The following is a 24,007-nucleotide window of genomic DNA, read 5'->3' on the forward strand; positions in this document are numbered from 1 at the left end:
GCCCCCCGCACCTCCCGCCGGGCCGCCGGTCAACCGCCGCGCCGCGCCGCGGCCCGCGCCCCAGCAGCGTCCACAACAGACCCAAGCGCCTCGCATGTACCGCAGCCGCAACGTGCGCTGGGTGGCCAGGCGACCACCCGAATCGTTTCCGCAGCGTCGACCCCAGGTGTATCGCGGTCCACGACTGATCCCTCGCTACACCTACCTGCCGCGCTGGGGACTGCGCGACGATCCCATCGACGAACATCGGCTCGACGCTCCCGCTGAGCGCGCGTCCGAGACGCTGCGAAGCGCGCTCGTGATCAGCGCAGGAGCCCTCGCCGCGTCGGCCGTGGTGCATCTCCTCCGCTACATCCTGCTGGTGATCAATCGGGGCACCCCGCTGCCGGCGTGGCTGATCGTCGTGAGCGGCGCCCTGGTCATCCTCGCTGGACTCGTCGCCCTGGTCGCCGTCATCAGTACCCTCGTCGCCACTGTGCGCTGGTTGATCGCGGTGCGCGAACACGCTTATCGACACCGCGGACGCCGCGATCCGCGCCCGCGGTGGCAGATCATCGTCCTGGCCGGTATCCCGGTGGTCAACGTGATCGGGGCTCCGCTGCTGCTGCATGAGGCAGCCAACGCGGCGGCCGACGACTGGCGCGAACGAGGCGTCGACGGCATGACGCGCGCGGCACTCGACCGACTCTGGGTCGCGTGGGCGCTCGTCAACGCACTGGCCATCTGGGCGGCAATCACCTGGGCGGTCTCGCTGGCCTCGGGCTCGATCCAGACCGGCGCCGACGCCCTCGCCTTGATCACCATCAGCGCAGCGGTGTCCGCAGCGTTCGCATTCTGGGCGTCGCGCCACCTGCCGAACGTCCTCGTCGCCGATGACCCCGTCGTCAAGAAGCGGTGGGTGGCGGTCGCGTGAGCACCGTCGAGAAGGTGTCGCGGTCGGGAAAACCCGCCGTCGTGGCGCATCGGGGCGCGTCGTCGCAGGCGCCGGAACACACCCTCGCCGCATACGAACTTGCGCTCGACCAGGGTGCCGACGGCCTCGAATGCGACGTCAGGCTCACCGCCGACCACGAACTCGTCTGCATCCACGACCGAACCGTCGACCGCACGTCGAATGGCTCCGGTGTGGTCAGCGAGATGACTCTCGCGGAGCTCCGTGAGCTCGACTTCGGCAGTTGGCACGACGCAGACGCGCCCGCTTCGGTGCTCACGCTGCGCGACCTGCTCACGCTGACTCTCGACTGGCGACGCCCCGTGCGGCTGTTCATCGAGACCAAGCACCCCGTCCGTTTCGGAAGTCTCGTCGAGCAGAAACTGCTCGAGGCGCTGCACGAATTCGGCGTTGCCACACCGCCGTCGGCCGATCACAGCCGCGCCGTGGTCATCTCGTTCTCGTCGGCGGGCGTGTGGCGGATTCGACGTCACGCGCCGATGTTGCCGACGATCCTGCTCGGCGACACGGCCCGGGTCCTTGGCGGTTCGGCGGCGACCGCGGTCGGTGCGACCGGAATCGGACCCTCGGTCGAGACGCTCCGCATGCACCCCGAGATCGTCGACAAGGCCGCGGCAGCCGGACGCGTCACGTACTGCTGGACGGTCGACGAGCAGGCCGACGTCCAACTCTGCGCAGACCTCGGTGTGCGTTGGGTTGCCACCAATCGACCGGCCAAGGTCCGTGACTGGCTGGTGACCGTCGACTGATCCCCAACGTGAGAGGGTGGACCCATGGCCAAGAAGAGCAAACGAGGATCCGGTCCGCGTCCCGGGAGTAACCGAGCCGAGCGCGTCGCCGCGCGAAAGGCCCGCGCTGCAGCGACACTCGAGCCCTCACCCCGTCCGTTCGCGGGCCTTGCGGCCGAGTGCGACCTGGTGGCACTGCGGTCGTTCGTCAGTTCCGCGACAGCGGTACTCGACCTCATCGAGCCGGGGCCCACGCTGCCCGAACCTACGTCGGTGATGCCCGACAACGCGCCCCGTCCCGCCCCCAAACCGGGCGAGCGCAACAAGGTGCTGCTGGCAACCATCCTGCCCGGTGCCGTCCCCGCCGTCGTGCGCGAATTCCGCACCGCGCCACAGGGCGTCGCGGCAACGCAAACCGATCCCGATCCGGATGACGTCAACTCTGCTCTCGCCCAGTCGATTTCATGGGCTGCGCACGCGAAGATCGGCGACGAGTACGCGGGTCCGGCGGCGGAGTACGACGGTACGCTCGCCGACGTTCTGAAAGCCGATGCGCCACTGGACATCATCGTCCACGACGACTTCTCGTGGTGGTTCCCCGACGGTGCCGAGGTGCCCGCCGAGATCGCTCCGATGGTCGAGCGCGCGAGCGACACCGTGCTGCCGACAGCGAGGCTGCACCCCAAGAGCGGCGTCGGCGCTCCGTGGTGGGTCGACGCAGGCGATCGCGCACACCTTCGGTGGGTACGACCAGAAGCCGAGGACGTACTGATGAACGCGCTGGCGCGGTTACACGCGGCCGGGCACCTCACGCTCGGTGAGGGCTCGCGGTTCGCCGGTTCGTTCCGCACGCATGGTCTCTTGGTGCCCGTCTTCGATCTCGACAACGAGATGCACCACGAAGAGTGGTATCCCGGCCTCGATCAATTCGACGCCTGGCTCGCCGAAGCGCTCACCGCCACAAGCGATCTGACCATCGACGAGCGCAGCTCACGAGATGGGCTGCGTACCCGCCAGGTGACGATTCGCTGACCGCTCAGTTTGCCTTCTGGTCGGCTTTGGTGAAGATGACGTACTGGGCAGAGGTCTGCTGGTACACGTCCTTGGGGTCGGTGCCGACCAGCTCGGCCACGTACCGGCCATAGCTGACCTCGCACCAATAGCCCGTGACATTCTGGGTGACCTCGGAGAGGCAGCGCGCCGCAGGAAGATTGGGGGGTGCGGGCACGGGCTTCATTCCGCGCGCACGGTTGGAATTCTCGAAGGTGTCCATGATCTTCTTCGCGCCCTCGGGGGTCTTCGCCCGGTAGACGGTTGCCCTGTCCATCGCGTTGGCGGTCGATCCGACCTCGTTCAGCAGGCGGAAGTCTGCCGGCGGATCCGACGAGAAGAACGACATCGATCGCGGCCCGTATACGGCTCGGACGTTACCCGGATTGGGCGTCTTGACCTTCGCGTCCTTGATCTCCTGGTCGGTGTAGGGCAACGCATAGATCAGGATGTGGTTCTGGTCCATGATCAGCTGCTTCTTGGGCTGATTGCGTGCCTCCCGTTCGGCCTTGGTCGGCGTGGCCGGGAACTGATCGATCAGTGCGGTCTGCAGGTCGACGGCCTTCTTGATGGCAGGCTGTAGCTGGTCCTTCTGCGCGTCTGTCGTCTGGTAGTAGGTGAAGAGCACGTAGGTGTTGTGCGCGGTGATGGAGACGAGGGCGGTGGTTCCGTTGGTGTTCCCGGGGACCGAGATCACCCGGCTCCCCGACATCCCGTCGACGCGAACCGTGGTGGCCTTGGGGCGCTTGAGATAGGCGTCGGCCATCTGATTCGCCGCGGCGGTGGCGTCGGCAGGGGTGATGTAGCGGGTCACGAAGTTGTTCAGTTCCCGCTTGGTGCCCGCCCGAATCGTCTCGTCAGGCGTAGAGGCCGAAACGACGTAGCCGTAGAGGATCGCGTCGTTGGCCTTCACATTTGCGACGTCGTCGCCGACGACCGCTCGGACATTGGTCGTGCTGTAGAGAACCTGCATCGGCAAACCCATGTTGGTCAGGTCGGCGTCGATCTCGAACGGCGCGACGATGTACTGCGCCATCCGCTGCGCGTCGTAGGTGACGACCTCGTCTCCGGTTGCCTCACCGAATGGTTTCCGAGGTTCGGTCGGGTACTTGCCGGTGTCGAGGGACTTGACGTCGACGACCGCGTTCGCTGCCGGGTCGGAGTCGTTGACAGCGTTGCCGTCGACGGTGCACCCCGCGAGTGCGGCGGCAACGGCGAACAGTGAAACTGTCTGCGCGACAACGTGTTTACGACGCATCGGTGCTCTCTTCATGTTGTTAGTTCGCATTCTGATCGGCCTTGGTGAGAATCACGTACTGAGCGGAGGCCTGCTGCTGTACGTCCTTGAGGTCTTCGCCGAAGACCTCGCCGACGTAGCGGCCTACCCGAACCTCGCACCAGTATTGGGTGAGATTGCGCGCGATCTCTTGAGCGCATCGCGCGCCGGGGAGGTTGGGTGGTGCCGGCTGCGACTTGCGCCCGCGGGTTTTGTTGCCTGTGGCGAGGGTGTCCATGATCTTCTTGGCGCCATCGGCGGTCTTGGCCCGGTACACGGTCGACCGCTCGACCGCGTTGGCCGTCGAGCCGGTTTCGTTCAAGAGCGCGAAGGTGCCGGGCGGATCGTCACTTCTGAACGACATCGCCCGAGGGCCGTAAACGGCTCGCACGTTGCCCATATTCGTGTCGGCGATATCGCCTTCTTCGAGTTCCTTGTCGCTGTAGGGCAGCGCATAGATCAGAACGCGGCTCTGGTCCATGAGGAGCTTCTGGGAAGGCCGCGTGTGTGCGGCCGCTTCCTCCTTGGTCGGCGCCGCCGGGAACTGATCGATCAGTGCACTCTGCAGATTGACCGCTTTGCTGATCGCGGGCTCGAGCATGTCCTTCTGAGCGTCGTCGACCGTGTATGAGGTGACGAGCACGTAGGTGTTGTGGGCGGTGAACGACGCCATCGAGGTGTTGCCCGGCTCGCCGCCGGGGGATGTCAGGACACGGCTTCCCGACAATCCGGCCGGGCGAACCGGCGTGGTCTTCGGTCGCTTGCCGTACACATCTGCCATCTGGTTCGCGGCCGCGGTGGCGTCGGCCGCGGTCAGGTATCGCGCCACCATATTGTTCAGTGAGCGCTTGGTCCCGGTGCGCAACATGCTGTCAGGAGTCGACGCCGAGGCGACATAGCCGTAGAAGACGTTCTCGTTGGCGGGAACTCCGCCGACGTCCTCGCCGACAACAGCCTTGACGTTGCTCGACCGACTGAAGAGCATCTGTGTCGGCAAGCCCATCTGAGTGAGATCCCGGTCGATTTCGAAGGGCGCGACGATGAACTGCGCCATCCGCTGCCCCTCGTATTGGAGGACATTCTCGACGGTCGGCTTGCCGAACGGCTTGCGTGGCTCGGTGGGGTACTTACCGGTGTCGAGCGACTTGACGTCGATTGCTGCGCTCGCGGCAGGGTCGGAGTCGTTCACGGCATGCCCGTCGACAGAACAGGCGCTGAGCAAGATCAGCGCAGCAAGTGCGCTGGTCATCGCCGCACGCGTTCCAGGGCGCATGCCAGCCATCACGTTGTTCACCCCCTCCGGTGCTGCGCAATCGGTCGGTTCCGGCCACTGACCGAATTGTTCACTTCGCTCAGCAGGCTAGTACACGACGCCCCGATGACCGCTGCCCGTGTCATTCACGTCATCTAGATGGCACAGTGCCAACGGCAGGACGTTAGACTCACGCCCTGTCGGGCCGCGGATGGGGTTTCGGTCGGAAGCGGTGTACCGGCAACGCGGCGCCGCGGCGAATCCGTCGGGGCATGAATGACGTCCGGGCATCAGCGACGTCGAGGCATAAACGATCGGGTACGGGGCGAGAGAATGGCTGCACAGGCGCAGGGTGCGACGGAGCGGAAATCCGCTGCCGGCGACGCGTCGGCCATTGTCGATGCCGCTTCGACGGTGCTCCGCGCCTACAAGATGGACACCCTTGCCGACGTTGCCGCCGCCAAACTCGCCCGCGACCGGCAAGCCCGCACGGTTGTGGTCGTCGGAGAGGTGCAGCGGGGCAAGAGTTCGCTGGTCAACGCCCTCGTCGGGCAACGGGATCTGTGCCCCGTCGGTGTCGAGGTGACCTCGTCGACCGCGGTGTCGGTCACCGTCGACTCCGCCCTCGACGTCGACGAGACGGCCGAGCTGTTCTTTCCGTCCGGGACGTCGCGGACCACGCCCGTCGACGAACTCGCGCAGTGGGTGACCACCGACGGTGCACATGTCCGCGATCCACAGGCCGAGGAGCTTCCGACGTCGGCCGCGGTCGCGGTGCGGACTGCACGCGTCTCCGACATGACGATGGTCGACACCCCGGGGGTTGGCGGGCTCGACGTCGGGTTGGCCAAACTGGCTACGCAGTCGGCCCAGCAGGCGTGTGTGCTGGTTCTGGTGTGCGACGCGTCGTCGCCGTTGACTGCCCCGGAGATGGAGTTCGTCCGCGAGGCGTCGTCGACAGTCGATTCGGTCATCGTGGTGGTGACGAAAACCGACAAGAATCTTCGACGCTGGCGAGAGATCGTCGGTGAGAACGAGCGCCTGCTGACCCGCGAGATCGGACGTCCATTCCCGGTTTTCGGGGTGTCGAGCCTTCTCGCGTCGCTCTCGACCGAACTCGCCGACCCCGCAGAGCAGGAGCGGCTGGAGCACGAGAGCGGCATCGCGACGTTGCGTTCCGAACTCACCCGACGACTCGACGCCGCGGCCGAGCTCCCGGAGGCCGACGCGGTGCGCACCTGCCTCGAAGGTCTGAAGGTGTTGCGCTCCAAGATCTCTCGTGAACTCGACGCCGTGCAGGCCGGCGCGAAGGCGCTGCCCGACCTCACTGCTGAGCGGGACAGGCTCACCGAATTGCAGGAGCAGGCACGCGAGTGGGAGCAGTACCTCGCCCGTGACCTCACGTTGCTGCGGCAGCAGGCGGTCGATGGTCTCGAACGACGCCTCGACGACGTGCGCGACAAGTGGACGCTGTACGTCAACAAGCACGGCATGCAGGTGCTGCGCCGCAGCGAACAGAAGTTCACCGCCGACATGCACGCCGACCTCCAGTTGGCGATGGCGCAGACTCTCGCCGAGTTCCTGCAGCGACTTCACGACACCGTGGTCGCGCCACGATTCACCGACGACCCCACCGTGTGGGAAGAGTTGCGCTCGCAGATCGTCGAATCCATGCAGGACAAGCGAATCGAGACACATCAGGTCGCGAGCAAGCGGCACGGTCTGCTCGATCCGACGCTGCTGACGATGGGTGTCGTCGGATCATCGACGCTCGGCGGAATACTCGGACTGAGCGCTCTGATGGGTGTCGGCGTCGTGGTCGGCACGGTGTGGGTCGGCGTGAATCTGGGTTTCCGCGCGATCCGAGCAGGCAAAGCGAACCTGCTGACCTGGCTGCGGGAGACCATCGGAGCGACGAAGGCAGCAACCGGTCGCCTCCTCGAGAGTGCCGTCGCGCAGGCGCGGCCCGAGATCGTCATCCGCTATCGAAACTATCTGCGTGAGAACATCGAGACCCTGCAGAACACGATCAACGAGGTTCAGAAGGCGGCGCAGTCCGACTCCGCGTCGCGCGACAAGACCGTCACTCGTCTGACGTCGAACCTCGAGGTTGTCGACAAGCGGATCGCCTCGGCCGAGAAGTACCTGGCTCAGGTGAAACGATGACCACGTCCTCCGGCAACGATCCGGTGCACGCCGCTCTCGATCGCGGTCTGCGACAACTCGCCGGTCTCGGTGGCGACCTCGTCGAGCACGCCAACTCGATCGGCACCATCCTGTGGTCGCCGCCCCGCGTGGTCATCGTCGGACGGCTGAAGGCCGGTAAGTCGACGCTGGTCAACGCGCTGATCGGGGCGCCGGTCGCCGAAACCGCTGCGCTCGAGGCCACCAACGTCGTCACCGTCTACTCCGATGGCAGCCCGTCGCGTGCCGAGATCGTCGGAATCGACGGCCGACGCCATCGCGTCGCCGTCGCGGCTCATCAGCCGGTCGACCTACCGCTGCCGTCGTCGGAGATCCAGTTTGTCGAGCGGTGGATGCCGTCGGCGTCGTTGCGCCAGCTCACGCTGATCGACACGCCCGGATTGTCGACGCTGACAACCGAAAACGACTCGGCGACGAGGCGCGCCGTGATCGACGGGTTCGAGCAGACGCGCACGGCGTCCATCGACGCCGACGCCGCGGTCTTTCTGTTCGACGCCGCGCCGCGCACCGACGAGATCGAGTTCCTCTCCCAGCTCCCATTCACTCCGCTCAACATGCTCGGAGTGTTGTCGCGAGCCGATTCGTTCGGCGAGGGCGCACTCGGACGACGCGACCCGATTCCGTACGCCGCCGACCACGCGCGCGTTCTGGCCAAGCAGTTGTCGGAGACGGTCAGCGACGTCGTGGCGATTTCCGGACTCATGGCCCAAACCAGCCACACCGGCATGCTGACCGAGGATCTAGCGGCGGCGTTGGCGCGGCTCGCGCCGTTGTCCAGGCTCGACGTGGTGCGCACATTCGACAACGACGACGTCCGCAGTGAACTGTCGCCGCAGGTACGCGCGCGCTTGCTCGGCCTACTCGGGGAATACGGCGTGCTCAACGGTCGCCAGATCGCCGCGCGCGGAGCGTCGGAGCTCAATGCCTGGCTGATGTCGCTGTCGGGTATCGGTCAGTTGCGTGGCGAATTGACCACGTCGATAGCCCGGTATGCCGTTCTGCATCGGGCACACCGTATTCTTGCCCGACTCGATCAGTTGGCTTTCACCCATCCGGCGCGCGATCACATTCGGACGCTCACGATGGAACTTCGCAACAAGCCGGAGTTGCATCTGGTCACCGTCCTCGAGGACTACCAGCGCATGCTCCGTACCGACCCCAACGCGGCGGTCACCGAGGAACTGCACACCATCCTCCGTGCAACTTCAGCGGCCGGGCGCGTCGGGCTACCCCCATCCGCACCGTCGCATGCCGTCGCCGCAGAGGCACAGCGTCGTCTGGCGATCGCGCACCAGCGTTCACTCGCCACGAGCTCAGCGGCAGAGGATGCCGCCATCGTCACCCTGATCCGCAGCTACACCCCGTTGACCACACCGACCGCCACCAGATGAGCAACCGCTCACCGAGCAACACACAGGACACCCACACGCATATGTCACCGACCTGGATTCTCGCCATCGACTTCGGTACGTCGAATTCCGCTGCCGCGCATTCGGGTGCGACAAGCGGAAGTATCGAGACGCTGTCGCTCTCGCATACGAGCAATCTGATGCCGTCGAGCGTGTATGTCGCGTCCCCCGAACGGATTTCCGTCGGTGAGCCCGCGCGCAACCTCGCGCAGCAGAATCCGGTCGGTTTCGTCGCCTCTCCCAAGCGACTGATCACGGGTGCCCCCACGACGGTGATCGCCGGCTACACGATGCCGTCGGCGCTGCCGGTGGCCGCGGTGATGTCGGCGATCATCTCCCGCGGCAAAGCAGCGCACGCGGGGCAATTGCCGGCGCAGGTCGTCCTGACCCATCCCGAGGCGTGGGCGCCACAGCAGGTCGGCGTACTCGCCGAGGCGGCGATGCGTGCGGGCATCGACGGCTCGCGCATCACGACCATCTCCGAACCACGCGCTGCCGCAGCGCATTACAGCCGATCACACGCCATGCAGCCCGGAGCGCGGATCGCCGTCTTCGACTTCGGCGGCGGCACCCTCGACATCGCGGTACTCACAGTGACCGGGCCGAACGCGTTCCAGGTGATCGCTGCGCGCGGTGACAACGGCCTTGGTGGCAAGAACATCGATGCGCTGATCCAGCGATGGGTGGAGCAACGGCTCGCCGACCGCGACCCTGAACTGGTCGAGTGGCTGCGTCGACGTGCGCCGGTCGACGTCATGCAGAGCCTGCAGGAGTCCATCCGCAGCGCCAAAGAGCTGCTGTCCGAAGCGCCCTCGGCGACCATCACGATCAACAACACACCGCAGGGTCGGCAAACCCTACAGATCACCCGCGACGAATTCGACGAACTGATCGCGCCGGCAGCCGAGCAGGCGTTGCGTCTGACCAGGGCAACGCTGCTCGACGCCGGGATCACGCATCCGGAACAGTTGACAGCCCTGTACCTGACGGGCGGGTCGTCGAGGATTCCGCTCATCCAGCAGCGGCTCGGTGAAATCGGTCCCGTCGCCACGCTCGACGACCCGAAAACCGTTGTTGCACAGGGCGCTTTGGTGACAGCGGTCGGCGATCGTGCTGCCGACACCCGTGAGCGTCCGGCCGCCCCGGCCGCAGCCGACCTGATGGCGCCGACCGCGCAGCAGGCTGCAGACGGCCGATATCCCGCCGGTGCATCGCAGGCGCCCGCCGGGCAGCGCGCTGCGGCGACGCCGTCGCCGACACCGCCGTCGTCGGGCGGACGAAAGTGGGGTCGGGTCGCGCTCGTCGGTGTCGCGGTCGTCGCGGTGGCCGGCATCGTGGTCGGTGGTATTGCGCTCGCGAATCGTGGTGGCGGAGATGACAATCCGAACCAAGCGGCGCAAAGCTCGACGGCCGCCACGCAGACGGCGGCGAATGGTAGTGCGATCGTCACAGATGAGAAGCAGCTCTACAGCCTCCTGCCCTCGGCGTTGCAGGACGGCGTCGAAGATTGCCGCAAGAGCGACTTCACCACCAATGGCGCGCTCTCCATGATGTGCAACATCAAGGAGGACGGACCGTTGGGGTCGTTCTTCGAGAAGAAGTCCTACGGGGGAATCGACGGGTTCGTCAGCTTTTCGTCTGACTCCACGGGAGCGCAGAGCTCGATCACCTCGCTCCGCAACGGAACCCAGAGCGACGGGAAGGGCACGCTGGTCGAGGATTCCGCTCGCGTGTCGGCAGCGGAGATCAAGCCGGACGGCGGCACCAAGTCGTACATCGCGACCTACGCGAACACGTCGACCAACCTCCAGGTGACCACGTTCGGACTCGAATCGGTCGCCGACGGCAAGACGTATCTGAGTCGCGCCGGATTGATTTCCTGATCCGCGGAACATTCCACGCATCCGGTCGCATCCAATCCCTGAAAGCGTCCAAACCCTGCACGCATCAGTAAGCCCGCTCGAGATGACGGGCTCGAGAGAAAGAAGTCGGACATGAGCGAGACCCGAGATCCCGGCAACATCGCCGACAACATCGAGGTCGAAGGCAACTTGACCGTCGTCTCCGTCGAAGACGCCGACAAGGACGGGACTCCCGAGAAGGTCGAGATGCAAGACGACGCCGGAAACAAGATCGTCGCAACCTTCGAGGACAACGGCGACATCAGCTACACGCGGAACGGCGAGCCCGCGGGAACGCTATCCGCCAACGGGGAGTACTCGAACGCTGACAATTCGAGCACTGAGGCTCCGAGCGAGGATTCGAGCACCGAGCCTCCGAGCACGGAGGCCCCGACTGCCGAGGATTCGAGCACCGAGGCCCCGAGCGCCGAGGATTCGAGCACTGAGGATTCCAGCACTGAGCCCACTGAGGCCACTGCCTCGACGTCCGAGCAGGACGCAAAGCCGAGTATCAGTCCGGACGAGCCCTACGACGAGAAGTCCGCCCCGGACGCCCAGGCAAGCCCTGCCGACGCCCAGTCCGAGAACTCATCGCCCTCGGACCCGGCACCGGCCGAGGACGCGGAGGCGCCGGCCGAGGACGCCGCGCCGGCCGAGGATGCCGCGCCGGCTGATGACGCTGCACCGACTGATGACGCTGCTGCACCGGCCGAGGATGCTGCTGCACCGGCCGAGGACGCTGCACCGGCTGAGGATGCTGCACCGGCTGAGGATGCTGCACCGGCTGAGGATGCTGCACCGGCCGAGGATGCTGCACCGGCTGAGGACGCTGCTGCACCGAGCGAGCCTGCTGCACCGGCTGAGGATGCGGAGGCACCGGCCGATGATGCTGCTGCACCGACAGAGTCCGCTGCCCCGACTGACGCTGCAGCCCCGACTGACGCTGCTGCACCGACCGAAGCTGAGGCACCGGCCGAGGATGCCGCACCGACCGACGCTGCCGCGCCGACCGAAGCCGAGGCGCCGACGAAGGATGCTGCGCCGCAGGAGTCCGAGAAGTCCGCGGTGGAGTCGCAGACCGGGCTGCACGCTGATTCGACTGTTGACGTCGATGGCGACGGCAACGTCGACGTCGTGCACCTCAGCGACGACGACGGCAATCAGGTGAACGCCTACCTCGACAGCGAGGGCAACGTCACTCTCCTCGAGGGAGATACCGATGGCGACGGCAAGATGGACACGGTTGCGTATGCGGGCGAGAACGGCACAACCGTCTTCGAATCGGATACCGATGGCGACGGGGTCGCGGACCTTCGCACGATCACCGACGAGCACGGCCAGGTCCGCGAGGTCGATACGTTCGACGAGCAGGGCAAAGTCGACAGCGCGACCATTGACGTCGACGGGGATGGCACCGCCGACGTGAAGCTCATCGACAGTGATCACGACGGCAAGTTCGACACCACCGTTCTCGACGTCGACAACGACGGCGTTGCCGACACCGTGCTCACCGACGCCGATGGTGACGGCAACGCCGACACCGTGAGCTACGTCTACGGTGGCCCCGACGGCGCGTCCGATCCGTCGGCACACGACGACTCGCACGAGACGTACGGCACCGATTCGGATACCTACGACGACCACGGTGCGCACGACGATCACCACGGAGACGTTTCCGTCTGATCGGCAGGTCGTCTGGTCGAGGCGGAGTTCGACCTGTCGTCCAGTCGCCGGACACCACACATTCGGGCCGCACCGGGCGGCAGCCCCATCGCAGATCGCGGGGCTGCCGCCCGGTGTCGGTCGCGGCGCCTGAGCGTCGTTCACCCATCGAGAAGGCGGACCTTCCATGACAACCACTGTTCCCATGCCCGGAAGCGTGAGTGTCGAATCGTGTGTGTACGCGCTCGGTGACACGACGCGGTTGACAGTGGGAGCGGCGCTCGACAACGACATCGTCGTCGATCACCGGGATGTACGCGAACACCACCTCGCGATCGAATGGCGTGATGACACATGGCATCTCGTGAGTGTCGACGGGGCGACGCTGGTCGTGTCGGGTGCATTGGTCGTCGACTTTCCGATCACCTCGACGACGTCGGTGCACCTCGGACCGCCGGCATCGGCGCCGATTCTCGTCGTCGCGCTCGCGACCGAAGAGGTCGAGCACGGTTCACCCTCCGACAACCCGTCGGTGACGCTCATCGGACGTGGCCCGACCAACGATCTCGCCGTCGACGACGTGCTCGTGTCTCGACGACATGCTCGCCTGGTCGTCGGACCCGGCGAACGGCATCTCGAGGATCTCGGCAGTGTCAACGGCACTTTCGTCAACGGACACAGGATATTTGGGCGAGCCGCGGTCACCGACGGCGACCTGGTCACCGTCGGCAACACCGACCTCATCGTTCGAGGCGGCGATCTCCTCGCAGCGGGGATCAGTGCAGTCGGGTCCAACACTGCCTGGGGAGGGTTGCAGGTCGAGGGCATCGGGCTCGTCGTCGACCGCACCAAAGAACTCCTCCACGACGTCGATCTGGTCGCCGGGCCGGGAACGCTGACAGCACTCGTCGGCCCATCCGGTGCAGGCAAGTCGACCCTGTCGAAGATTGTCGCCGGCCTGACCGCTCCCACGTCGGGGCGGGTGTTGTTCGACGGTCACGACGTCCACGCGGAGTACGAGTCGCTGCGCACGCGCATCGGCATGGTGCCCCAGCACGACGTGCTGCACCGCAAACTGACTCTGCGGCAGGCACTTCGGTTCGCAGCCGAGCTTCGGCTCCCGGAGGACCTGCCCGAATCCGAGCGCGACCGCGTGATCGCGGGGGTGCTCGATGAGCTCCAACTGTCCGAGCACCTCGACACCCGAGTCGACGCGCTATCCGGCGGTCAACGCAAACGAGCCTCGGTGGCGATGGAATTGCTCACCGGCCCTTCACTTCTCATCCTCGATGAGCCGACGTCCGGCCTCGATCCGGCACTCGACAGGCAGGTCATGACGACGCTGCGTCGACTCGCCGACGCGGGGCGCACGGTCATCGTTGTCACGCATTCGCTGACGCACCTCGCCATGTGCGATCAGGTGCTGTTGCTCGCACCCGGCGGCAAGACGGCCTTCCGCGGCCGCCCCGACGAGGTGGCTCCCGCGATGGGAAACAGCGATTGGGCCGAGATATTCTCCTACGTGGCAAGCCATCCCGACGATGCCTATCGCAGGCATCTCGCGCGAACCAACGGGCACGCCTCGCATCGGCACCAATCGACGCCGAGCACACGGGTTGTGCGGACGTCTCCCCAGACCAGTGCTCAGCGCCAGGCGAGCACCATTGCCCGCCGCCAGCTGCGACTGATTCTCGCCGATCCCGGATACCTTGCCTTTCTCGTGGTGATGCCGCTCGTCTTGGGGCTGCTGACGTTGGTGATCCCCGGCAGTGCCGGTTTCGGCGTCAACACGGCTCAGAACACCGCGGGAGAATCGCTTCAGGTTCTCGTCATCATGGTGATCGGAGCCTGTTTCATGGGCACGGCGCTGACGGTCCGCGACCTCGTCGGTGAACGCGACATCTTCGAACGCGAACGCGCAGTAGGACTTCGCCCCGGCTCGTACCTGACCGCCAAGGTCGGGGTCTACTTCGGCGTGGCGATCGCGCAGTCGACGACGATGGTGGTGATCTGCTATCTGGGCAAGGGACTGCCGTCCGGAGGTGTCGTGGGGGCGGCGCCTGTCGAGTTGCTCGGTGCGGTCGCGGCCATCGCATGCGTGAGTACGGTTGTCGGACTTGCTATCTCGGCCACCGTGAAGTCCAACGAACAAACAATGCCGCCCCTGGTCATCCTCGTCATCTCACAATTGGTGTTCTGCGGCGGGCTCTTTCGACTCAGCGCACCGGGACTGTCGCAGCTCGCGTGGCTCTTCCCGTCGTACTGGGGGTACGCCGCGTCGGCGATGGCGGTGGACCTGCCATCGATCGCGCCGCTGGCCCCACAGACGCGCGGGGCGCACCTCTGGGAGCCCGCATTCGGCAACGCGCTTCTGACCGCAAGTGCGCTCACGCTACTCGGCGTACTCCTGATCGCGTACACGGCGTCCAAGCTCCAGTTGAAACGATGAACACCAGAGTGACCCATGTCACAGAGATTCTTCGACGCCGCGCGGCACATTCGGAGGGTCTCGGCGCATCCAATCTCTGACGGTGCGAGAAGCGCACCGAACGAGCCGAGGAGATCCGATGTACCCCAACCAGAACCAGCCGATGCCCGCTTACCGTGCCGCTGCCCAGGTCGGACTCGATGACCGCACCACCGTGATGAGGCCGTCGGGTCGTGACATGAATGCCTCCGGTGTGCAGCGTCCGCCGGTGCAGGAGAGCCCTTCGACGGCGTGCCCGTCGTCGAACATGGGTTGGGCCGCCGCGGCGCTGATCTTCTTCTGGCCGCTGGCCTTCGCGGCCTTCGGGCACGCGGGCAGGGTCTCGACGCTGTGGATCTCGGGCGACCGCGTCGGTGCGCAGCACGCGTCCGACCAGGCAAAGAAGCTCGGAAAGTACGCCCTGATCATGTTCGGGGTGGGGTTCGTACTCACGATCGTGCTCTACGTCGTGGTGATCGCATCGGCGGTGTCATCGATGTCGGCGTACCAAGGCTGACACACACCTGGCAGCATCTAACCGAGAAAGCCGGCGCGCAGTGGAACCGACAGCCGCCTGCTACGAACGAAGGAGATACGGATGAGCGCTGATGACGACTCCATCCTGACTGCGCTGGGCATCTCGCCCGACGACGTGCAGGCCCCTCCGCCCGGGGTGTTCGAGCACGCGCTGTCCGCTGCATTCGAGTCGGATGCTCCCGCAGACGACAGCACCGTCCCCGACATGGACGACGAGCCCAACGTGCCCGCTGACGACGACGTCGTCGTCGAAGACGGCGTGTATCACGAAAACGGTCAAGACGGTGACGACCAACATCAGGGCGGCCACGACGACGGTGGTGCTGTGTCGGCAGACCCCGCGGTCCTGCATGGCGACGACGATCCGACGTTGCAGCACGACGATTCAACCGGGCACGACGTCGACCTCGCCGAGGGCGATTACGGCGATCACGACGGTGGTAGTGGACATCACGACGGGGGCGACTACCACCTGTGAGCGCCGCATGAGCACAATGCTCGATGAGCTGAATTTCGAAGACCGCACACGTCTTCGCACCGGTGGCATATCTGTCACCGGTGCGGAGGCGTTTGATTGATCGGGAGCATCTGTGGACGAAGCGGTACTCGTGATGCAGGCACGCGACGGCGACCAACGCGCCTTCGCGGATCTGGTCAATGGCCATCGCAACCAGATCTGGGCCGTCTGCCTACAGATCTGCGGCAATCAGCACGACGCCGAGGACGCGCTCCAGGCAACGTTGCTCGCCGCGTGGCGCAACCTCGACAAGTTCCGCGGCGAGGCGAGATTCTCCACCTGGATGCACCGGATCGCCGCCAACAATGCGCTCGCACTGATCCGCAAGCGCAAGGCGAACACCACCCTCACCGACTTCAGCGACCCCGAGGCGCCGGTGACCCTCGACGCCGACGATTCGGCACCCCGATTCGATGAGCAGATAGCGCTGCGCGATCAATTACGCGAAGCACTGCAACAACTCTCGGACGACATCCGCGAAGCGGTTGTGCTGCGTGAGTTCGGCGACTTCAGCTACGCCGACATCGCCGAGCATCAGGGCGTCGGCGTGCAGACGGTGAAATCGAGACTCAACCGCGGGCGCACACAGCTCGCACAATATCTTCGCGCGCACACGACGGTCGAGTCATAGCGCGCGTACGGATTTCGTCACGGCTGCCAGGTTTGTGCCGACCGCGGATCGACGTTGTCACGACGGCGGTGATCGCCGACAAGGGCGAAATCCTCAGCGACAGTTGCGGCCAATTCGACGAACGCGCGCCGCGTCGACTTGGCGAGGAGATCGAGGTCGACTTCTGCTCCCTCGGAGAGGTGTTCGTCGAACGGGATCACCTGTACGGCACGGGTCCGTGCCAGGAAGTGTTGCGCCAGTTGGGTGAGATCGATGCTGGCGCTGCCACGTCGGGGTCCGCTCAGGACGACAACAGCCCGTGACACCAGGTGGCCGTAGCCATGCGCTTCGAGCCAGTCGAGGGTCGCGCTGGCACTGCGTGCGCCGTCGAGGGCGGCCGTCGACACGATGATCAACGAGTGCGCGAGATCGAGGACACCGTCCATCGCCGAATGCGACAGTCCCGTACCGCAGTCGGTGAGGATGATGTTGTAGAAGCGCTCGAGAACCTGGATCACCGTGCGGTAGTCCTGCTCGTCGAAAGTCTCTGCCGTAGCCGGATCACGTTCGGAGGCAAGGACTTCGAGTCGACTGACAGACTGTGAGGTGTGTCGTCGGACATCTGAGTAGCGGTGGATCTGATCGTCGAGGAGGACGTCCTGCACCGTCGACGAGGTCTGCTGGGGAACCCGCTGCGACAACGTCCCGAGGTCGGGGTTGGCGTCGACGGCGATCACGCGATCGCCGCGCAGACTGGCGAAGGTCGAGCCGAGACCCACTGTGGTGGTTGTCTTTCCGACGCCACCCTTCAGTGACAGCACCGCGATGCGGAAGTCGCCGTGGACCGGCGCATTGAGCTGCCTGACCAGTTCGTCGTGGTACACGGTCGCTCGCGACTCACTGGGGCTGATGGTGCCTCCGGAGATGCGGTGCACCGTGCGACGCCAGCCCGACCGTGGTGGTCGACGCGCCTTTCGGAGGAGCATTCCGGAGTCGAGGCCGGGTGCGTTGTACTCCTGCGGCGCAACGGGTGCACCGAACTGTGGCGGCGCCCCGAATCCTGCGGGGGCACCGAATCCTTTGGGCGCACTGAATCCTGTGGGCGCACTGAACTGTTGGGGTGCGCCACCTTGCGGCGGGACTTGCTGGGGTGGGACTTGTTGCGGTGGGCCTTGCTGGGGTGCCCCGAAAGGGGGTCCGGCGTGCGGTGGCAGTGATTGAGGCGGCACTCCGTGGTTTGGTGCGGCGTGCGGTGGCACGGTGCCGCGAGGCGGCGGCGCGAAGTGGGGCGCGTCGGGGTGTTGCGGTGCCGCTACGGGGTCGCCGGCCCACTCATTCTCGGCGGCAGGAACCCAGCTCGGCAGTGGCGCCGGCGGTCCAGCTTCCGACTGTGGCGCTGCAGATTGTGCAGCTTCGGAGTGGGCACCTTGAGACTGTGGGTGCTCTTGCGGGGCGACATCCGGCCGGGCAGTGCCGCTTTCAGCAGAAGCATGGCCTTCAGGCGATGCAGCGACCCCAGAGGGCCCAGCGACCTCAGACGACCCAGTGGCCTCAGAAGATCCACGAACCTCCGGAGCGGCGGTGGTTTCCCGAGGAGCGGCGGGTGCGCGCAGCGAATCGCCGCCGGCTGGGGCAGGCGGGCCCGCCAGCCACGGCGGAACGTGTGGTGCTCGGTGGTTGTCGGCCGTCACGGTACATCCTCGCAATGTCGAAGTTCGGCCATGACGTTACAACGGGGCGGGTGGCGGTGCGGAATCGCAAGTCTGAAATCGCGGTAGTCGTCATTCACCCGATTGCGCCGCCCTGATCGGACAGCAGATCCTTCGGTATCTGCTTGCCAGACCGGATTGCGTCGAAGAACTGTTTGGTGTTGTCTCCCACGGCAAGTGAGTCGCCGTCGTCGGTCAGCTCAGACCCACCGGTCGGTGTGGTCGTGGTGATCGGGTCGTCGCTCAGCCACCACCCGAGCATGCCGAGGTTCCACAGATGTGTGCTGTTGTCGACGGTCAAGCCGTCGACCGCACCGCTGATGAACGGGAACAGACGGAACGGGTTGAGAAGCACGCCGGGGCTGGTGGCCTTCGACATCAGGGCCGACAAGAACTTTCGTTGATTGACCACGCGCTCGAGGTCGGCGTTGGGGAATGCTCGGGTGCGGACCAGGCCGAGTGCCTGTTGACCGTTGAGATCGTGACAACCCTTCGTCAGGTTGAGTCCTGCCTTGGGGTCGCGGAGCGATTGGTCGATGCAGATGTTCACACCGCCGACAGCGTCGACGAGGGTGTCGAAACCGCCGAAGCCGATCTCGGCGTAGTGGTCGATGCGGATGCCGGTGAGTTGCTCGATGGTTTTGGCCAGCAGTTGCGGACCGCCGAAGTTGTACGCCGCGTTGATCTTGTAGCTGCCCTGACCGGGGATCGCGACGTAGAGGTCGCGCGGGATGCTGATCAGCGTGGCCTTACCGCTGGGGGGCTTGTACGCGAGCATGATGGTGTCGGTCCGCGACCCGTCGCTGTCTCCGGTCGCGAGATCGTCCTTCTGCTGTTGGGTCAAGCCCTCGCGGGAGTCGCTGCCGACGATCAGCCAGGTGGTGCCGGGGGTGTCGGAGGGACGCCCGGCGTAACCGGGCAGAGCGTCGACGCGGTGCAGTTTGCTGTCGTAGTAGAAGAACAGTCCCAGCGACCCGAGGACGATCACGAGCAGGATGATCAGGATGATCCTGCCGATGCGTCTGGGTCGGCCGAGCTGTGGTCGACGAAAGCGTGGCTTTCCACGTCGAGGTGGCGACGCAGGGGGTGCGGTCTGACCCCGATCCGGGCGTCGAGGGGGAGCAGACGACCCGCCGCGCGACCGGCGGTCGTCGGGAGACACCGGCTCGGGCTTCTGCGTCGGCGCGTACGCGCGAGCGGCCCCGGCACCCGCGGCTGCACCCGCTGCCGCGTGCGAGGGTGTTGCGTCGGCGGGTTTGGCGTGGTCAGCGCCGCGTGGAGCGGGCTGTCGTGAGGGTGCGGGAGGCGCGGGGCGTCGAGGACCCGGCTGCGGGGGTTGGGCATGGTCGGGTGCTGCCGACCATGCCAGCGGAGGTTGGTACTCCGCGACACGACGACCTCGATCGTTTCCGCCTGCACCCGGCACCTGTCGGGTGGGGTCGTAGGCGTTTTTGGGCGCGGCGTTCGGGGGTGCGGCGTTCGGTGGTGCGGCGCGTCGAGGGGCGTGGTGCTGCGGGTCGGCCTGACGAACCGGATGCGGCACGGGATTGCGCGGTCGGCGGTCAGCGGGTGGCTGAGGTGCTGGATTTCGGCGCTGACCTGCGGGAGCGCGGTCTCTTCCAGGTGGCGTGGGCGCCGGATTCCGCGGCTGCTGCTCGTGCGGCGACGGACCACCGCGGCGCCGCATGTAGCGCGGATCTGGCTCATTCATCAGATCAAATGTACGCGGGCGCTCAGGCCTCAAGCGTCATTCACGCAGCGCACGGGCCGATGGCGTCGAGTGCTCACCCGACCCAACCGAGGTGATCGTGGAGCAGTGCGTAGCCGATGAACGCGACGACGTCGATGACCGCGTGCGCTATGACCAGCGGCCACACCCGGTTGGTGAGCTGGTAGTAGCGCCCGAAGACGAGACCCATCACGACGTTCCCGACGCCCGCGCCCACACCCTGGTACAGGTGATAACCCCCACGCAGGAGAGCGCTCGCGGCCAACGACATGTTCTCCGACGCTCCGAGCTGTCGTAGGCGGGTGATGAAGTAGGCGACGACGATGATCTCCTCCGCGGCCGCGTTGCCGATTGCGATGGCAATCAGCACCGGCCAGCGCCACCACGGACCGTCGACTTCGCTGGGGACGAGATGAGCGTTCATGCCGAGAGCTCGCGCTGCGGCGACGAGTGCCAACCCGGGCAGTCCGATCGCGGCAGCGAGGACAAGTCCCGGTGGAACGTCGCGGCCGCTCAGGCGGGCGAGTCCCACGCCGCGCAGGCGCAGGCCGGATCGCCACAGGAGATAGACGCCCAGGCCGGCGATCGCGAACAGTCGGAGCACGCTCATGAGTTGTCGCAGGAAATCGATCAGTCCGACGGACGAGCGGCTCGGATTGAGCGCGACCGTAGCGTTGCCGACTCCGCTGGTCAGCTGCAGCTCGATCAGCGAGAGGATGGCCGAGATCGCAGAGAAACCGAAGGTCAACACACCGACGATGACGAGTTCGACGATCAGCGCCCGTCGCTCGCGGGGGTCGTCGACCACGTCAACGACTCGCTGCGGGGCCGGTCGGACGATCGCTGCGATCCCACGCGTCACGTCGACCATGGCCGACAGCCTACGGCGCCGGCTGGGGCGAGGCGGCGCGGGAGCAGAGGCCAGCGCGGTCGGGCTGAGCACCGCGGTGGGTGTGGGCCGTCGTGCAGAAACTAGGGGAAGGATTCTTTCCTCGACTTGTGTGCCTTTGCTCGCGTTGTTTCTCGAGGAAGGGAACGGGACCCGGGGAAGAGTCGCGCCGACGCGCTGGAACCCGGGGAAGAGTCGCGCGGCCGGTCCGGAACCAGGGGAAGAGTCGGGCGCGCGGTCGGGCAGCCCTCCCGACCGCGCGCCCTGGCAGTCCAGTCGATGTCAGACGAGGGGTCTTCCGATTCGACTGGGCGGGGGTGGTCTTCGATTAATCCGGCAGGCTGTTCATAAACGGACAGCCAGCCAGGTTGCGTAGCGCCCGCGATAGCTCGGTGACGTCGTTCACCGGATGGGGGAAGGGAAGTCGGACGTCGGAGTCGCCTGCCGAACCCTCGACGCGGAAGCGCAGTCCGAAGCGGTCGAGTCCGAGTGGGCGCACCCGGCCCTGTCGGAGGTGGCGCGGAAGTCGACGTGCGAGTTGTCCGACGATGTCGGCGTGCGCGGCGTCGAGGTGGCTGATCCAGTCGTTCTCGTACTCCCAGAACGGGTCCGGCTCTGCGCGAGCGAGTTCGTGCGCGGGAACCGACGCGGCGCCGGCACCGCTCGCGACGACGGCGGTCTCGATCTGCAGCCGCATCATCGACCGTCCGTGGCCGATGTCGAGGAGTCCTTCGTCGGGGTGTTCCGTGGCGATCTCGACGGCGAGGTCGCGTTCGAGATTGGCCGGGATGTGATGCAGCCGTCCATTGAGCCAGATCAGGGAGCGAACCCGTTCGCGCAGGTCGATGGGTGCGCAGTCGGTGACCTCGACCATCGCGGGTAGGCCGTCGGGACTCTCGGCGGCCGCACGCATCGCCGGTCCCGCAGTGGGGACCAGGACGAATGCCTGTGTGTCGAAGAGGTGGACCAGGTCGACCTGGGTCGGGGTGGCGAGGTCGGCTTCGTGGCTGTGCAGTGCACTCTGCGAAGGCTCGACGGGCGATTCGACGGCCAGCATCGCGCTTCCCGCCCTTCGACATGCGGTGGCGATGACCTCGGCGTCCGTCGGTCTGTCGGTGACGGCTCGTGTCATGCGGTGCTCACTCCCGGTCGGCTGATGTGCTGTCCAGCTCATAGTAGGTAACCCTAACCTAAAGTCGTTTCGGGTGATCCGTCAATGGTTGTGATCGCGCGGAATCTGACGAGCGCGCGGCCGACGGGCTTCTCTGCGCTCGGCGTCGGACGACCGTTTCTTCGTGGCCGACGGATTGTCTGCGCAGGTCAGGGAGATGTTCACCTTGTGTCGACTAAGCTCGGGTCGTGTCAGTGTTCGCGTACTTCGGTCCGGCAGGGACCTTCACCGAGATGGCGTTGGACAAGATCCTCGCGACCGAAACGGGTGCCGCAGGGGTCCCGCGCCGCGACGATCACGACGAGGTGACCAAGGTTGCGGCGGCCAGTCCGGCCGCTGCGATCGCGTTGGTCCGCTCCGGCGACGCCGACTTCGCGTGCGTGCCCATCGAGAGTTCACTCGAGGGATCGGTACCGGCGACGATGGACGCGCTCGTCCCCGACGGCTCCAAGCGCGTGCAGGTCGTCGCCGAAACCGTGCTCGACGTCGCATTCGCCATCGCCGCCCCAACGGCCATCGATGCGTCGCAGGTGAGGCGGATCGCCGCATACCCCGTTGCATCGGCACAGGTTCGATCCTCCGTCGAAAAGCTGTATCCGGGAGCTGAATTCGTCGTGGCGTCGTCGAATGCCGGTGCGGCACAAGATGTCGCGGCCGGTAAGGCCGACGCCGCGGTGACCACGCGTCTGGCAGCGGAACTGTCGGAGCTGACCGTGATCGCCGACGAAGTTTCGGATGCTGTCGACGCCACGACGCGATTCCTTCTCGTCGGCAGACCGGTGTCGCCTCCGCCGCCGACCGGCGCCGACCGCACCGCCGTGATCCTCGAACTGCCGAACGAGCCCGGTAGCCTCATGTCGGCGATGAATCAATTCGCTTCGCGCGGAATCGATCTCACCAGAATCGAATCTCGACCGCGGCGCGACCCGGAAACCGGCGAATCCAATCCCGGGCAGTACCGATTCTTCCTCGACGCCGTCGGGCATATCGACGACGACGCGGTTGCCGAAGCGCTCCAAGCGCTCTACCGCGAAGCCGAACACATTGTGTATCTGGGGTCGTGGACGGCGCGCGGGGTGATCGGCTCGCCGCCACCGGACCATCGGCCGGGCAAGGAGTGGGTCTCGGCGATGCGTCGAGGACTGGGAGATGGCGACGACGTCAAGGATGGTGATGACTGATGGCCCGTCTGTATCTGGTCCGCCACGGCGAGACGACGTCGAATGTGATGCGTCGACTCGACACCGCACTACCGGGCGCCTCGCTCACCGATTTCGGTGTGCGACAAGCGGTTCGGTACGGCTTGGAGAATCCGATCACGCGCACCGATGACGCCGACGCCCCGGTGCTCCTGAGTTCGCAGGCGACCCGCGCCCAGCAGACCGCGGAGGTCATCGCGTCGGTCTGGGGCGCCGATGCCGATATCGTGCCGGGGGTGCACGAGGTGCAGGCCGGCGAGCTCGAAGACCGCACCGACGACGAGGCTCACGGTGTCTTCCGCGAAATCATCGACCGCTGGTACTCCGGCGACCCCGACGCCCCGATCCCCGGCGGCGAATCGCTCACGATGGTGTTCGAGCGGTATCTGCCGGCCGTCACCGATCTCGCGCAGCGCTATCTCAGCGGACCCGACGCCCGCGACGTCTACCTTGTCAGCCACGGCGCGGCGATCAGGCTCGTCGCCGCGCACCTCGCGGGTATCGACGGAAGGTTCGCGGCCGCAACACATTTGCCCAACACCGGCTCCGTCGAATTGGAGTACACCGACGGCCTGTGGGTCCCGCACCGCTGGGGCGCCACCCGCGCCCCGTTCGAACTCGTCGACGAGCCACTCGTCGCCGACCCGATGGGGTAGGGGGCCGGGGGCGCGGGCCGGGACGTCGCGCACACCCCTGTCTCTTATACACATCTGACGCTGCCGACGATCGCATAAGTGTATTTTT

General features: G+C 66.1%; 19 protein-coding genes. 13 read left to right on the plus strand and 6 right to left on the minus strand.

The window, feature by feature from the left end; translation table 11 throughout:
* The 3 genes from A5785_RS04830 to A5785_RS04840 form a co-directional block, all read left to right on the plus strand.
* Window positions 1–913 (plus strand): DUF4328 domain-containing protein (locus A5785_RS04830; RefSeq protein WP_197500796.1); only part of this gene is annotated, 913 nt, incomplete at its 5' end.
* The gene (locus tag A5785_RS04835) at window positions 910–1,701 is read left to right on the plus strand and encodes a glycerophosphodiester phosphodiesterase (RefSeq protein ID WP_049700315.1); all 792 of its coding nucleotides are present in this window, start codon (window positions 910–912) and stop codon (window positions 1,699–1,701) included. The genes A5785_RS04830 and A5785_RS04835, both read left to right, overlap by 4 nt.
* Window positions 1,702–1,725: 24 nt before the next feature.
* A complete protein-coding gene (locus A5785_RS04840; RefSeq protein ID WP_049700233.1) occupies window positions 1,726–2,712 on the plus strand; it encodes a DUF5926 family protein in 987 nt (328 codons plus the stop codon).
* 4 nt (window positions 2,713–2,716) lie between these two features.
* On the opposite strand, the gene A5785_RS04845 is transcribed toward A5785_RS04840, so the two are convergent.
* The gene (locus tag A5785_RS04845) at window positions 2,717–4,003 is read right to left on the minus strand and encodes a DUF7373 family lipoprotein (RefSeq protein WP_231894315.1); all 1,287 of its coding nucleotides are present in this window, start codon (window positions 4,001–4,003) and stop codon (window positions 2,717–2,719) included.
* Window positions 4,004–4,007: 4 nt separating this feature from the next.
* Entirely contained in the window at window positions 4,008–5,255 is a 1,248-nt protein-coding gene (locus A5785_RS04850) for a DUF7373 family lipoprotein (RefSeq protein ID WP_231895426.1), read from the minus strand.
* A 336-nt stretch (window positions 5,256–5,591) separates the two neighbouring features.
* On the opposite strand from A5785_RS04850, the gene A5785_RS04855 reads away from it, so the two are divergent.
* The 8 genes from A5785_RS04855 to A5785_RS04890 all read left to right on the plus strand — a co-directional run bounded on the left by A5785_RS04855 (window position 5,592) and on the right by A5785_RS04890 (window position 16,587).
* Window positions 5,592–7,424, plus strand: a complete 1,833-nt coding sequence (locus A5785_RS04855) for a dynamin family protein (protein ID WP_049700231.1) — start codon at window positions 5,592–5,594, stop codon at window positions 7,422–7,424.
* Window positions 7,421–8,854 carry a GTPase gene (locus tag A5785_RS04860; RefSeq protein ID WP_049700230.1) on the plus strand — a complete coding sequence of 478 codons (1,434 nt, stop codon included), beginning with the start codon at window positions 7,421–7,423 and terminating at the stop codon, window positions 8,852–8,854. The genes A5785_RS04855 and A5785_RS04860 overlap by 4 nt, the downstream gene beginning before the upstream one ends.
* Window positions 8,851–10,755 carry an Hsp70 family protein gene (locus A5785_RS04865; protein ID WP_049700229.1) on the plus strand — a complete coding sequence of 635 codons (1,905 nt, stop codon included), beginning with the start codon at window positions 8,851–8,853 and terminating at the stop codon, window positions 10,753–10,755. The genes A5785_RS04860 and A5785_RS04865 overlap by 4 nt, the downstream gene beginning before the upstream one ends.
* Window positions 10,756–10,866: 111 nt before the next feature.
* Window positions 10,867–12,456, plus strand: coding sequence for a hypothetical protein (locus tag A5785_RS04870; protein WP_049700228.1), 1,590 nt, complete (start codon window positions 10,867–10,869; stop codon window positions 12,454–12,456).
* A gap of 166 nt (window positions 12,457–12,622) precedes the next feature.
* Window positions 12,623–14,884 carry an ATP-binding cassette domain-containing protein gene (locus A5785_RS04875; RefSeq protein WP_049700227.1) on the plus strand — a complete coding sequence of 754 codons (2,262 nt, stop codon included), beginning with the start codon at window positions 12,623–12,625 and terminating at the stop codon, window positions 14,882–14,884.
* 118 nt (window positions 14,885–15,002) lie between these two features.
* Window positions 15,003–15,419 carry a CD225/dispanin family protein gene (locus A5785_RS04880; RefSeq protein ID WP_049700226.1) on the plus strand — a complete coding sequence of 139 codons (417 nt, stop codon included), beginning with the start codon at window positions 15,003–15,005 and terminating at the stop codon, window positions 15,417–15,419.
* 81 nt (window positions 15,420–15,500) lie between these two features.
* Window positions 15,501–15,917 (plus strand): hypothetical protein, encoded by a 417-nt coding sequence (locus A5785_RS04885; RefSeq protein WP_049700225.1) that lies wholly within the window; start codon window positions 15,501–15,503, stop codon window positions 15,915–15,917.
* A 112-nt stretch (window positions 15,918–16,029) separates the two neighbouring features.
* Window positions 16,030–16,587 carry an RNA polymerase sigma factor gene (locus A5785_RS04890; RefSeq protein WP_049700224.1) on the plus strand — a complete coding sequence of 186 codons (558 nt, stop codon included), beginning with the start codon at window positions 16,030–16,032 and terminating at the stop codon, window positions 16,585–16,587.
* 17 nt (window positions 16,588–16,604) lie between these two features.
* On the opposite strand, the gene A5785_RS23450 is transcribed toward A5785_RS04890, so the two are convergent.
* The 4 genes from A5785_RS23450 to A5785_RS04915 all read right to left on the minus strand — a co-directional run bounded on the left by A5785_RS23450 (window position 16,605) and on the right by A5785_RS04915 (window position 22,025).
* Entirely contained in the window at window positions 16,605–18,272 is a 1,668-nt protein-coding gene (locus A5785_RS23450) for an AAA family ATPase (protein ID WP_420841310.1), read from the minus strand.
* Window positions 18,273–18,351: 79 nt separating this feature from the next.
* Window positions 18,352–19,437: an LCP family protein gene (locus A5785_RS23955; RefSeq protein WP_420841312.1), complete on the minus strand. Its 1,086-nt coding sequence runs from the start codon at window positions 19,435–19,437 to the stop codon at window positions 18,352–18,354.
* A 622-nt stretch (window positions 19,438–20,059) separates the two neighbouring features.
* A complete protein-coding gene (locus A5785_RS04910) occupies window positions 20,060–20,875 on the minus strand; it encodes a CPBP family intramembrane glutamic endopeptidase (RefSeq protein WP_049700222.1) in 816 nt (271 codons plus the stop codon).
* Window positions 20,876–21,221: 346 nt separating this feature from the next.
* Complete coding sequence (locus A5785_RS04915; RefSeq protein ID WP_049700221.1) at window positions 21,222–22,025, minus strand: DUF2470 domain-containing protein; 804 nt, start codon at window positions 22,023–22,025, stop codon at window positions 21,222–21,224.
* A 227-nt stretch (window positions 22,026–22,252) separates the two neighbouring features.
* Here A5785_RS04915 and pheA point away from each other — a divergent pair, with 227 nt between their 5' ends.
* Window positions 22,253–23,245, plus strand: coding sequence for a prephenate dehydratase (gene pheA / locus A5785_RS04920; protein ID WP_049700220.1), 993 nt, complete (start codon window positions 22,253–22,255; stop codon window positions 23,243–23,245).
* Entirely contained in the window at window positions 23,245–23,919 is a 675-nt protein-coding gene (locus A5785_RS04925; RefSeq protein WP_049700219.1) for a histidine phosphatase family protein, read from the plus strand. Before pheA ends, A5785_RS04925 begins: the two co-directional genes overlap by 1 nt.
* The last annotated feature ends 88 nt before the right edge of the window (window positions 23,920–24,007 follow it).

The organism is Gordonia sp. 852002-50395_SCH5434458 (genome assembly GCF_001665905.1).
Taxonomy (GTDB): Bacteria; Actinomycetota; Actinomycetes; order Mycobacteriales; family Mycobacteriaceae; genus Gordonia; species Gordonia jacobaea.

Excerpts from the sequence above, each read along its gene's own strand:
- A5785_RS04855 (WP_049700231.1), top strand. The coding sequence starts at position 5,592 with ATGGCTGCACAGGCGCAGGGTGCGACGGAGCGGAAATCCGCTGCCGGC.
- A5785_RS04860 (WP_049700230.1), top strand. The coding sequence starts at position 7,421 with ATGACCACGTCCTCCGGCAACGATCCGGTGCACGCCGCTCTCGATCGC.
- A5785_RS04925 (WP_049700219.1), top strand. The coding sequence starts at position 23,245 with ATGGCCCGTCTGTATCTGGTCCGCCACGGCGAGACGACGTCGAATGTG.
- A5785_RS04885 (WP_049700225.1), top strand. The coding sequence starts at position 15,501 with ATGAGCGCTGATGACGACTCCATCCTGACTGCGCTGGGCATCTCGCCC.
- A5785_RS04910 (WP_049700222.1), bottom strand. The coding sequence starts at position 20,875 with ATGGTCGACGTGACGCGTGGGATCGCAGCGATCGTCCGACCGGCCCCG.
- A5785_RS04915 (WP_049700221.1), bottom strand. The coding sequence starts at position 22,025 with ATGACACGAGCCGTCACCGACAGACCGACGGACGCCGAGGTCATCGCC.
- A5785_RS04840 (WP_049700233.1), top strand. The coding sequence starts at position 1,726 with ATGGCCAAGAAGAGCAAACGAGGATCCGGTCCGCGTCCCGGGAGTAAC.
- A5785_RS04880 (WP_049700226.1), top strand. The coding sequence starts at position 15,003 with ATGTACCCCAACCAGAACCAGCCGATGCCCGCTTACCGTGCCGCTGCC.
- A5785_RS04875 (WP_049700227.1), top strand. The coding sequence starts at position 12,623 with ATGACAACCACTGTTCCCATGCCCGGAAGCGTGAGTGTCGAATCGTGT.
- A5785_RS04845 (WP_231894315.1), bottom strand. The coding sequence starts at position 4,003 with ATGAAGAGAGCACCGATGCGTCGTAAACACGTTGTCGCGCAGACAGTT.
- A5785_RS04865 (WP_049700229.1), top strand. The coding sequence starts at position 8,851 with ATGAGCAACCGCTCACCGAGCAACACACAGGACACCCACACGCATATG.
- A5785_RS04850 (WP_231895426.1), bottom strand. The coding sequence starts at position 5,255 with ATGACCAGCGCACTTGCTGCGCTGATCTTGCTCAGCGCCTGTTCTGTC.
- A5785_RS04870 (WP_049700228.1), top strand. The coding sequence starts at position 10,867 with ATGAGCGAGACCCGAGATCCCGGCAACATCGCCGACAACATCGAGGTC.